Origin of the sequence: Phenylobacterium conjunctum (assembly GCF_042679085.1) — a bacterium.
Taxonomy (GTDB): Bacteria; Pseudomonadota; Alphaproteobacteria; order Caulobacterales; family Caulobacteraceae; genus Phenylobacterium; species Phenylobacterium conjunctum.
Map to the genome: position 1 here is coordinate 137,328 of NZ_JBHTLQ010000004.1, position 10,794 is coordinate 148,121.

General features: G+C 69.5%; 8 protein-coding genes. 2 read left to right on the top strand and 6 right to left on the bottom strand.

The features are described 5' to 3' along the window. Nucleotides 1-15: 15 nt before the first annotated feature. Complete coding sequence (locus tag ACFQ27_RS02955) at nucleotides 16-3,270, bottom strand: autotransporter family protein (protein ID WP_377352382.1); 3,255 nt, start codon at nucleotides 3,268-3,270, stop codon at nucleotides 16-18. A gap of 352 nt (nucleotides 3,271-3,622) precedes the next feature. Here ACFQ27_RS02955 and ACFQ27_RS02960 point away from each other — a divergent pair, with 352 nt between their 5' ends. Then, on the top strand, nucleotides 3,623-4,306 hold the full coding sequence (locus ACFQ27_RS02960) for an EF-hand domain-containing protein (protein ID WP_377352384.1): 684 nt from the start codon (nucleotides 3,623-3,625) through the stop codon (nucleotides 4,304-4,306). 33 nt (nucleotides 4,307-4,339) lie between these two features. Here the strand turns inward: ACFQ27_RS02960 and ACFQ27_RS02965 are convergent, their stop codons facing one another. The 3 genes from ACFQ27_RS02965 to ACFQ27_RS02975 form a co-directional block, all read right to left on the bottom strand. Then, nucleotides 4,340-5,830 (bottom strand): ATP-binding protein, encoded by a 1,491-nt coding sequence (locus ACFQ27_RS02965; protein WP_377352385.1) that lies wholly within the window; start codon nucleotides 5,828-5,830, stop codon nucleotides 4,340-4,342. Continuing rightward, nucleotides 5,827-6,558, bottom strand: a complete 732-nt coding sequence (locus tag ACFQ27_RS02970; RefSeq protein ID WP_377352386.1) for a response regulator — start codon at nucleotides 6,556-6,558, stop codon at nucleotides 5,827-5,829. Before ACFQ27_RS02970 ends, ACFQ27_RS02965 begins: the two co-directional genes overlap by 4 nt. 85 nt (nucleotides 6,559-6,643) lie before the next feature. Continuing rightward, nucleotides 6,644-7,126, bottom strand: coding sequence for a Spy/CpxP family protein refolding chaperone (locus ACFQ27_RS02975; protein WP_377352387.1), 483 nt, complete (start codon nucleotides 7,124-7,126; stop codon nucleotides 6,644-6,646). 187 nt (nucleotides 7,127-7,313) lie between these two features. Between ACFQ27_RS02975 and ACFQ27_RS02980 the strand changes: the two genes are divergently transcribed. Further along, the gene (locus ACFQ27_RS02980; protein WP_377352388.1) at nucleotides 7,314-7,628 is read left to right on the top strand and encodes a GNAT family N-acetyltransferase; all 315 of its coding nucleotides are present in this window, start codon (nucleotides 7,314-7,316) and stop codon (nucleotides 7,626-7,628) included. Between the two features lie 291 nt (nucleotides 7,629-7,919). On the opposite strand, the gene ACFQ27_RS02985 is transcribed toward ACFQ27_RS02980, so the two are convergent. Both ACFQ27_RS02985 and ACFQ27_RS02990 read right to left on the bottom strand, forming a co-directional pair. After that, on the bottom strand, nucleotides 7,920-8,996 hold the full coding sequence (locus ACFQ27_RS02985) for an acyl-CoA dehydrogenase family protein (protein WP_377352390.1): 1,077 nt from the start codon (nucleotides 8,994-8,996) through the stop codon (nucleotides 7,920-7,922). A 10-nt stretch (nucleotides 8,997-9,006) separates the two neighbouring features. Further along, entirely contained in the window at nucleotides 9,007-10,200 is a 1,194-nt protein-coding gene (locus ACFQ27_RS02990) for an acyl-CoA dehydrogenase family protein (RefSeq protein ID WP_377352392.1), read from the bottom strand. Nucleotides 10,201-10,794 lie beyond the last annotated feature (594 nt).

The window sequence follows — 10,794 nt, forward strand, 5'->3', positions numbered from 1 at the left end:
GTTCAGGCAAGCCGCTCAGAACCGGAAGTGCGCCGCCAGGCGCAGGTCGTAGATCGCGGTGGCGTCGCGGGTCTCCGCCCCGCCTTCCAGGACGAAGGCCCCGCCGGCGTTCTCGCCCTTCAGCGCGATCCGGGCGACCACGCCGCCGCCCTTGATCTCGTCGGCCAGGACGTTGAACGAGGTGGTCCCGGACAGGAACTTTGCGGTGGTCGATCCGACCTGGCCGGCCCCGACCTCCCGATAGCCCAGGGTCATTTCCGTGCCCCACCAGGCGTCCTGGTCGCCATAGCGCTTGCCGGCCACCAGGCCCGCAAAGCCGGTCGAGCGGCTGGACTGGCGGGCGCTGACGTGCAGGTCGACGGCGTCGCCGCCGTTCTTCTCGCTATAGGCGTCCTCTTCCAGGCGCAGATAGTCCACGCTGGCGCTGGGCCGGGCGTAGAACCCGCCGATGCGGCCCTCATAGGCCGCCGCGACCCGGCCGGTCACCGCCCAGCCGTTCCACTTACCGTCAGCGACCGCCTTGGCGAGCAAGGTGTCCTGGTCGTCGTTCAAGAGGTAGATCGCCCGGTGGTTGGTGGCCTGCAGCCAGGCCGCCGCCACCCGCGCGTTCAGGGTCAGATTGCCATTCACATAGCGCCAGTAGCCGCCGGCCTCGACCGTATCGACCGCCAGGTTGGAGCCGCTCGAGGCGCCATCCGGGTCCACATGGCTGGAGCTGCCGCCCAGGCTGGCGCCCACGATCCCGAAACGGCCGGCGCCGACCTCCGCGCCGCCGATCACACCAAAGCCGCCGGCCTTGTAGCCGGGGTCATCGGCCGAGCCGTCCTTGGTCAGGATGTAGCCGGTCTCCTGCAGCCAGACGCCGCCGGCGTCCGGCCCCTGGCGGTCATCGATTGCCCGGGCGAAGCCGTCGTTGGCGGCGGCCACCGCCTGGAAGACGCCGCCGGAATGTTCGGGCAGCATCTGGTTATAGGCCTTCACGAAGCCGGTGCGGGTCTGCAGGGCCAGGAAGGCGTCGCGGATATCGGTGTCGGTGTTGATCGCCTGGACCAGGGGCTCATAGGCCTGGGCGCTGGCGCTGGGCAGGCCGAGGTCCGAGGCGCTCTTGCGCGACAGCTCGATGGCCAGGGTCCCGGCCGTGGTGTCGACCGCATAGCTGGCGTTGTACAGATAGGGGACATTGCCCAGCAAGCTCGCATCCAGCACGCCGGACGTCAGGCTGTCGGCCTGCACCACCGTGTAGGAGGCCTTGTTCATCAGCAGGGAGTTCAGCGTCAGCCCGATCTTGGCCCCGCTGGCCAGGCTGGCCGCGCCGGCCACGTCGAGCTTGGTGTAGGTCCCCGCGTCGGGATCCACCGTCAGCATCAGGGTGCTGCTGGCCCCGAGGTTCAGGCTGGTGAGGTTCAGGACCCCCACGTTGCTGATCGACAGCGCGCCGTCCCCAACCCTGAGCGCCAGGGTCCCGCCGGTCGCCGTCAGGGCGCCGGTGACCGTCGCGCCGCCATCGATGGTCAGGCTGTTCGCGCCGGCGCCGAAGCTGATGTCGCCCGCGACCGCGCCATTGAGTACGCTGAGGCTGTCCGCGCCGGACCCGAACCGGATCTCGCCGACAATGGCGGGCTCGTCGGCGTCGTCCACGCCGTCGCCGTCCGTATCGGTGTCGGCCACGTCGTCATCCCCATCGTCGCCGTCATCGACGCCGGTCTGAGTGATGGTGACCCCTGTGGTGTTGGCGGAGACGTCGATGGCGATCGCCTTGCCGGTGATGGTCTCATTGGTCTCGTCAGTGTCGGTGTCGTCCGTGTCGTCGGAATCGTCGGTGGGCGAGATCGTGGCCGAGATGGTGTGGGTGTTGGTCAGGCTGGTCAGGGTCCCTGACAGGTCGGCGATGGCGATGGCGTCGCCGGCTTCGCCAGACACCACGGCGCTGATCGAGAGCGCGTTGACCAGGCTGGGGACGCTAGCCCCGCTCTCGATCTTCAGCGCGACGGCGTCATGCGCCCCCTCGCCGGTCATCAGGGCCGAGAGGGTCCCCTCGTTCCAGATCTTGGCGACCGCGGCGCCGCTGAGGATATGCAGGTTCACCGCGTCGGCCTCATAGGCCGAGGTGGCGATGGAGCCCTGGTTGCGCAGGCCGCCGGTCAGGCTGACCGTCCCTCCAGAGACCCCGACCTGCAAGGCGGTGGCGGTGATCCCGTCATAGACCCCGTCGGCGCCGATGGAGCCGCGGTTGACCAGGCCATAGGCGTCGTCGCTGGTTCCGACATTTCCCAGCGTGACGCTGCGCCCCGCCTGGCCGATCACCACTGCCGGCGCCTGGCCATAGGTCATCACCGAGGCGGCGGACTCGTTGGCGTCGTCGACGCCGTCGCCGTCCTCGTCATCATTGCTGTCGTCATTGTCCACCGGGGTGATGTCGAACAGTAGCCCCCCGGCCACGTCGCCCTTGATGACCAGGGCCGAGCCGCCCTGCAGCAGGTCGTCCGCATCGAGGGCGGCCATGAAGTCGGTGTCTGAGCTGCGCGTCGTGTAGCGATAGCCGGTGGAATAGACCGAGCTCTGGATCAACAGCTGTCCGCCGAGGTCGTTGTCGAACTGCAGGGCCACGGCGCCCAGGCCAGTGGCGTTGACGCCGCCGCGGATCTCCACGTCACCGCTGACCGTACTCATGGCGCGCAGGCCGAACACCCGGTCGCCCACCACGCTGATGGTCCCGGCGTTGAACAGCGAGCCCTGCAGGGCGGTCTCCAGCAGCACGCCGGCCGAGTCATTGCCCCGGACCGCGATGGCCCCGCCGAGCTGCAGGTCGATATCGCCGACAAAGGCCGAGGCGCCGGTCAGGCGAACCCCGTAGCGGCCGGTTCCGGTGGCGAAGACGCCGTCATAGTCGCCATCACTGTCGCTGTCGGTGTCGGTATAGGCCTCGTCGACCTCGATGGTCCCGGTATTGGTCAGGGCGCCGGTGTGACCACCCTGGATCAGCACGCCCGTGGTGGTGTCCACACCCTGAAAATAGATCGACCCGGCATTGGTGACGGTGTTGTCGCTGTCCAGCGTCACCGCCGTCCCGGAGGCCGGCTTCACCGCGCCGTCGCTGGTGATGGAGATATCGCCCGAGGTCGAGGTCGCCACAGGCGTCGTGGTCGACGAACTGATCGAGATGTCCGCCCTTGCGGGCAGGCCCGCGGCGAGCGCGGTCAGTCCCACCAGGGCCGGCGCCGCGCTGGACCTGAGAAGCGACTGGAGATGCGGCGCCTTTTTCCGGCTCATGCAGAGTTTTCCCTTACTCGGACACCCGCTTAGTCAGGCACAAATATGTCCGTGTAATTGCGAAATTCATGTATAAACCGAGACACGACTGGCATTTTTACGCCTCCATTTCATTCCTGAATTACAATTTGAAACAATAAGTCGCCAATATTCTTTCACTAAACTTGCATGTCACTTCACCGATGACCTGCGAAGCACGCGCGCCATCGGGCCGGAATCCCCCGGCCGCCCAGGCTTCACCGCGGAGGTGAGAATGCAAATTTCAAGTAACTCAACGAGTTACGCGACCAGCGGGGCTCAGCAGATGCTGAGCATGCTGATGGGTCAGCGGACTCAGAAGACCGGGCAAGAAATGCCTGGGATGGAAAAGGCGGGCGGCGGCGGTCCGCCGCCGGGGCCGCCCCCTGGGCCGCCGCCCGGCGGGGCGTCCCAGGCGTCTAGCCAGTTCTCCAGCGACACCCTGTCGTCCCTGCTGTCGGCCCAGTCGTCGCCGCCCTCGGCCAGCGACATCGCCAGCCAGCTGATCAGCGATTCCGACACTGATGGGGACGGCGCGCTCAGCCTGGACGAGATCAAGTCCAAGCTCAGCGACACCAGCGACACCGACAGCCTGCAGACCCGGTTCGACGACCTGGACAGCGACAGCGACGGGGCGCTGAGCGCCAGCGAGCTCAGCTCGGCCCTCGAGGCCCAGCGTCCGCAGGGCCCGCCGCCGGGCGGCCACGCGCGGGGCGAAGGCCAGGGCTTCAGCATGGCCGACCTGGCCTCGCAGCTGATCTCGGACCTCGACACCGACTCTGACGGGGCTCTGGGCCTGGACGAGATCAAGTCGGCCCTGAGCGGATCGGACGAGACCTCCGAGACCGCCTCGGACGACCGTCTGAAGACAGCCCTCTCCAGCCTGGACACCGACAGCGACGGCAAGCTCAGCGCCGCGGAGCTGTCGGCCGCGTTGAGCGCCTTCCAGGCGTCGCACCAGCATCGCGGGACCTACGGCGCCGAAAGCGCCAGCTCGTCCACCTCGGTCACCGCCTGATCCCGGAGGGGCCGGGCTCTCCGGCCCCTCTTCCTAGTCCCGGCTCAGCGGCAGCCGCACCTGGGCCACCAGCCCCTTGCCGCCGGAGCGCAGGCTCACATCGCCGCCATGGGCCCGCGCCAGGGAACGGGCCACCGCCAGGCCCAGGCCAACGCCGCTGCCGTCCAGGGTGCGGGCGGACTCGGCGCGGTAGAAGGCCTGGAACACCCGCTCAAGCTCGCCCGTAGACAGGCCGGGGCCGTCATCCTGGACCTCGACCACCGCCTCATCACCTTCGCGGAACAGGGTGACCCGCGCGCGGTGGCCGTACTTGACGGCGTTGTCGATCAGGTTGCGGAACAGCCGTTGCAGGCCCAGCGCATCGGCGTGGACGGTGGCGGCCACGCCCTCGGTCAAGGTCACGTCCTGGCCGACCTCGGCGGCCTCGTCCACCAGCACCTCAACGAGGCTCAGCAGGTCCAGGCGCTCCCGGGGCCGCGAGGCGCTGGCGTAGCGGATGAAGGCGAGCACCGAGGTGATCATCTGCTCCATCTGCTCGATGTCGCTGACGACGGCGGACTTCACGGTGTCGGGCGCGGCTTCCATCTTGAAGCGGATGCGGGCCAGCGGGGTCCGAAGGTCATGCGAAATCGCCCCCATCATCGCCGTGCGGTCCTCCACATAGCGCTTCAGCCGGGCCTGCATGTCGTTGAACGCCTTGGCGGCCTGGCCAATCTCGGCCGGGCCGGTGAGCATCATCATCGGCGCGCTGGGATCGCGGCCCAGGCGCTCAGCGGCGCGGGCGAACTGGCCGATGGGGGCGGTGATCCGACGGGCGAACAGGTAGCCCAGGGGCACGATCACCAGCAGGGTGGCGAACAGCCACAGCATCAGGGCGCGCTGCCAGTCATTAGGAAACGGGTCCGGCCTGGGCCGCACAACGACCCAGCGCCCGTCCGCCTGACGCGCCGCGGCGACGAAGCTGCCGAACAGGGGCCGCCCGCCTTCCCCGAAGGCGAAGCCCCCTGGGCCGTGGCCGCGCCAGGGGCCCTCAGGCCCGCGCCCCATGAAGCCGCCGGCGCCTTGGCCGGGCCTGCGCATGTCGCGCGGCGGGCCATCACCGGGAGGGGGCTCCCGGCGTTCGGCGAACCGATCGCGGAACCTGGCGCCCAGCATGAAGGGCGACATGGGGGGCTTTTCGACCAGGCGGACGTCCGCGGCGGGCGCCCCCAGCAGATCCGCCAGCTGCCCCGCGCGGTCGGGGCGTGGGCCAGGCCCATGCGCCCCGAGCGGCGGAGCGGCCTTGTCGGCGGGCGGCGCCTCCTGAACCGTGCGCACCAGGGGCCGGCCCGCGCGGGTGGCGAGGTCTCCGCCCTTGAGCGCGCGGGCGATCTCGTCGGGCCAGTAGATCGCGCGCGCCGGCGGCGGCGTGATGATCAGCATGGCGAAGACGAGCAGCTGGGCGACCACCAGGGACACCACCAGCAGGATGACGAGCTGTACGGCGATGGGCGCCTGCGGCCTGTCCCCGGACGTCTCCGTCACGGACGGGTGACCTTGGCGTCGAACAGATAGCCCGCTCCGCGATAGGTCTTGATGATCTCCTGGGGCGAGCAGTCATGCAGCTTACGGCGCAGGCGGCTGATCTGGACGTCCACCGCCCGGTCGAAGACATCGGCGTCGGCGCCGCGGGCCTTCTCGATCAGCTGGTCGCGCGACAGGATCCGCTGCGGGTTCTCCAGGAAAACGCTCAGCAGGCTGAACTCCCCGGCGGTCAGCAGGATCGAGACCCCATTGGGCGCCCGCAGGGTGCGGCGCACGCCGTCCAGGGTGAAGCCCAGGAAGTAATAGGCCTTGCCCTTGGGCGGCGCGCCCGGCGCGGTCTCCTCGCGGCGACGCAGGACGGCCCGCACCCGGGCCAGGAGTTCGCGCGGGCTGCAGGGCTTGCCCAGATAGTCGTCGGCGCCGAGCTCCAGGCCCAGGATCCGGTCGATCTCGTCGCCCATGGCGCTGACCATGATGATGGCCGGCCCCCCGGCGTCGGTCAGTCGGCGGCAGATGGACAGGCCATCCTCCCCCGGCATCATGACGTCCAGGACGATCAGGTCGATGGGCTCGGCGGCCAGCACCTTGTCCATGGTCAGGGCGTCCGACGCCACGTGCACGCCATAGCCGTGCTGGCCGAGATAGTCGGCGATGCTGGCGCGCAGGGCCTCGTCGTCATCGACGACCAGCACCTGGGGGGTCGGGGCGGGGTTTGCGGCAAGGCTCATGACGGGTCCCCTGGCGCCCAACTGTGGCGATCATATCGCAGGTTCGCCACATTTGAGGTGCGACCGTCTGTCCGGCGCGACCTGCCTAGACGCCGGGCGGAGGCGCACCCTCAGGGCCGCCGATCGGACCGCGTGGTCCGCCAGGGCCATGGGGTGGGGCCATGGGACCGCGAAGCCGCGCCAGGGCGTCGAAGGCCTGTTGCTGGTCGGGGGACAGGGCGGCGTAGAAACTGCGCGTGGCGGCCTCCCACTTGGCCTGCCGCGCGTCCATCTCGGCGCGACGCTCCGCCATCTCCTCCAGGCGCTGAGGCGTGGTCAGGGCCTTGGGCGCGGCGCCGTCGGCGGGCGGCGGCTCCGGTGGGACCATGGCGGCTTCAAAGGCCTGCCAGGCGGCTTCCTGGTCGGGGCGCAGGCGCAGCAGAATGTGCATGTCGCGGGCGACCTGGGCCCGGCGCTCGGCCGCGAGGGGGCCCATCGGCGGCGGCCCCATCTGGGCCAGGGCGGGCTGAACACTGGCCGCGCCGGCGAGGGCCAGGGCGCAGGCGGAGAGGATCAAACGGCGGGTCATCGGAGCTCCCTGAACTGGAGCCGGTCTTCGCACGCCACCTTATCGCGCCGATTTCATTCCGCCGGCCTGGCTTGAAACCTTGGCGAAATGGCCTTTCCGCCACACACCCCGGGCCGAAGAGCCGAATTCTTCTATCGCCGCGCCGACTGAAGGTGGTCTCCTGGCGATCCCCGTTAGGAGGACAGCCATGGCGGACGAGGCGCTTCAGGTCATCAACAACGAAGCCGCGCACCGGTTTGAGGTGCGGCTGGGCGACGAGGTCGCCTTCGCCGAATATCGCCGGCAACCCGACGCCATCGTCTTTCCGCACACGGTCGTGCCGCCGGCCTTTTCAGGCCGTGGCGTCGGCGGGATGCTGGTCCAGGCGGGCCTGGCCTGGGCGCAGGAGCTGGGCCTGCTGGTCAAGCCGACCTGCCCCTTCTTTCACGCCTACATCGCGAAGCGGCCCGAGCTGCACGACCGAGTCCACCCCTCCATGCGTGAAGGCCTGAAGACGCCCTGAGGGCGAGGCGCAATGACCGGCGAAGCCGACGGCCATCATCGCCTGTCACACGCTGGGGTCCGGACTGGGTTGGTTTTGGATAGGGCGGCATAAAGCACCCTTCTCCCCTTGTGGGAGAAGGTGGCCCTGCGGAGCAGGGTCGGATGAGGGGTCTCTCAAACCTCTCAAGCACGGCGTTGGGATAGGGCGGACAGGCTCGCGCGACCCCTCATCCGTCAGCTTCGCTGACACCTTCTCCCGCAAGGGGAGAAGGGACAGCTAGACCTCGCCAAGCCGAATTGAGCCCAAGCCCTAGGCCGCCAGCCCCTGCAGCCGAGCGGCCCAGTCGCGCACCCGCTCCGGCCCGCCCAGCAGCTGGCGGTCGAGGCCGATGCGCTTGAACCAGAAGTGCAGGCCGAGCAGGTCGGTGATGCCCATGCCGCCGTGGACCTCGGTCGAGGTGCGGGCGACGAACCGGCCGGCCTCGCCCAGATACGCCTTGGCGTGGGCGCAGCAGAGCGAGGCGTCGTCCAGGCCCTCGTCGAAGGCGTAGGCGGCGTACCAGACCAGCGACCGGGCCGGCTCCACCTCGGCGGCCATCTCGGCGCACATGTGCTTCACCGCCTGGAAGGAGCCGATCACCCGCCCGAACTGCTTGCGCTCCTGGGCGTAGGCTACGGCCTTCTCGATCATCACGTCGCAGGCGCCCAGCGCATCCGCCGCCAGCAGCGCCCAGGCCGCGTCGCGCAGGCGGGGCAGCAGGTCGCCGGACAGCGGCTCGGCGGCGACGCCGTCAAAGCCCAGCTCGGCCAGGCGGCGGGTCTGATCGATGCTGACCATCAGCTCGCGGCTCAGGCCAGCGGCGTCGCCGCGCACCAGGTGCAGGCGTCCGCCAGTGTCCGCCACCACGATCAGGTCCGCCTCCAGGCCGCCTTCCACGAACAGGGTCTTGCCGGTGAGCTTGCCGGCCTCGGCCTTCACGCCCGCTCCGTCGCGGGTCCCGGCGATCGGCTCGGAGATGGCGACCGCGGCGCGGATATCGCCGGCCGCCAAGCCCGGCAGCCAGGTCCGCTGCTGGTCCTGGGACCCGCCGCCGATCAGGGCCAGGGGGGCCAGGCAGGCGCCCAGGAACGGAACCGGCGCCACGGCCCGGCCCAGGGCCTCGGCCGCCAGGACCGCGTCCAGCAGCTTGAGGCCCAGGCCGCCGTGCTCTTCGGGGATCAGCAGACCCGGCAGGCCGAAGTCCTTCAGCGCGTTCCAGACATCGGCGCCCGCGTCGCCACGGTCGCCGGCATAGGCCCGCACCCGGTCGAGACTGCTGATCTCGCCGAGGGCGCGGACCAGGGTCTCTTGCATCAGCTTCTGGTCGGCGGTGATCGAGAAATCCATGTCGGCCCCCTTAAGCCTTGGCCAGCTTGGGTTCGCGCGGCATGCCCAGCCCGCGTTCGGAGATGATGTTCTTCTGGATCTGGGCGGTGCCGCCCCCAATGATCAGGCCCAGGTCGAACATGTAGTTCCACTGCCACGAGCCCTTGGCCCGCAGGTGCGGGCCGTCCTCGTACAGCACCCCCAGCTCGCCCAGGGCGTCGATGGCCAGGGCCGCGATCTGGTGGTTGAGCTCGCAGCCCTGCAGCTTGACCACCAGCCCCGCCATCCCGGCCGGCTCGCCGCGCATGCTGGCGGTCAGGCCGCGCAGGCCGTTGAACTTCATGGCCAGGACCTTGGACTGCAGGGCCATGGCGCGGTCGCGGAAGACCGGATCAGCGATCAGCGGCCGGCCGTCCACCGTCTCGGTCTTCATCAACTCGATCAGGCTGTGCAGGCGGGCTTCGGTGGCGTTGGGATCGCCCAGCATGCCGCGCTCGTGCTTGAGGGTGGCGTTGGCCACGAACCAGCCCTTGCCCCGGCCCAGCACGACCGACGACTTCGGGACCCGCACGTCGGTGAAGAACACCTCGTTGAACTCCGCCGAGCCGGTCATGGTCTTCAGCGGCCGCACCTCGATCCCCGGCGTCTTCATGGAGAACAGCAGATAGGAGATGCCGTCATGCTTGGGCGCGTCCGGCTCGGTGCGCACCAGGCAGAAGATCATGTCCGCCTGGGCCGCCGTGGAGGTCCAGATCTTCTGACCGCTGATGACGAAGTCATCGCCATCCTCGACGGCCTTGGTCTGCAGGGACGCCAGGTCGGAGCCCGCGCCCGGCTCGGAATAGCCCTGGCACCAGACCACCTCGCCGCGCAGGGTCTTGCCGATCCAGGCCTGCTTCTGCTCTTCCGAGCCCACCTCCAGCAGGGTCGGCACCAGCATGGAGATGCCTTGGTTGGCCAGGCCGCGTGGCGCGCCGGCGCGGGTGAACTCCTCGGCGATGATCCGGGTCTTCAGGATGTCCGGCTGGGCGCCATAGCCGCCATATTCCTTCGGGATCGTCCGGGCGGCGTAGCCGTGCTCGATCAGCAGCCGCTGCCAGGCGAGCGCCGCCTCGCGGGGCCGATCCGCCGCGGCGCCGGGGGCGTAGTGGTCCCGGTGAGCCTCCAGGAAGCCGCGCACCTCGTCGCGGAACGCCTCCATCTCGGGCGTGAGCCTCAGGTCCATGGCGATCTCTCCCGTCTTGCCGTCTGGCGCACAAGGAGGCGCAGGGCGGGGCTCAGCGCAAGTCTGACCTCACGGAAGGCGAGAGCCTTTTCGGCGCCCCATTCCGACGTCGCTGGGGCAGCGACCATCGGTCGCTCCTCGCCCCCCGCGCGAACTGGCCGGAGGCGTGTTAGGAACAAGCTACAGAATGAAGCTTCCCGGTCCCCCCAAGGCTTGACCTCCGACCGGGTCGAACGCGCGGCGCGCCCCCCAATGCGCCGCGCGTTTTCGTGCGTCCTCGGCAACCATGTCGACGCCCGGAAACATCAGGATTCCAAAGGATTTGGGACGCCCGGCCGCACGGCTCGGTAACCATTTCTTCAAGGCCCACGCGCAACCTCCACCCCAGCATGCCATCGCTCCGCCGCCGTCGCTTCACGCGCGTTGCAGGCGGGCGACGAAACGAGTGAGGACGACGAGCGCCGATGGGAGAGCCGGGGATCGCAGCCAAGCGTGAGGGAGCCCTGTCGTGGGCGCCCGCCGCCGTGCTCGGCCTGGTCGCCCTGGGCATGGCCGCCTCGGCCCAGGCTGGCGCCGGCGACGCGGCCATCGCCG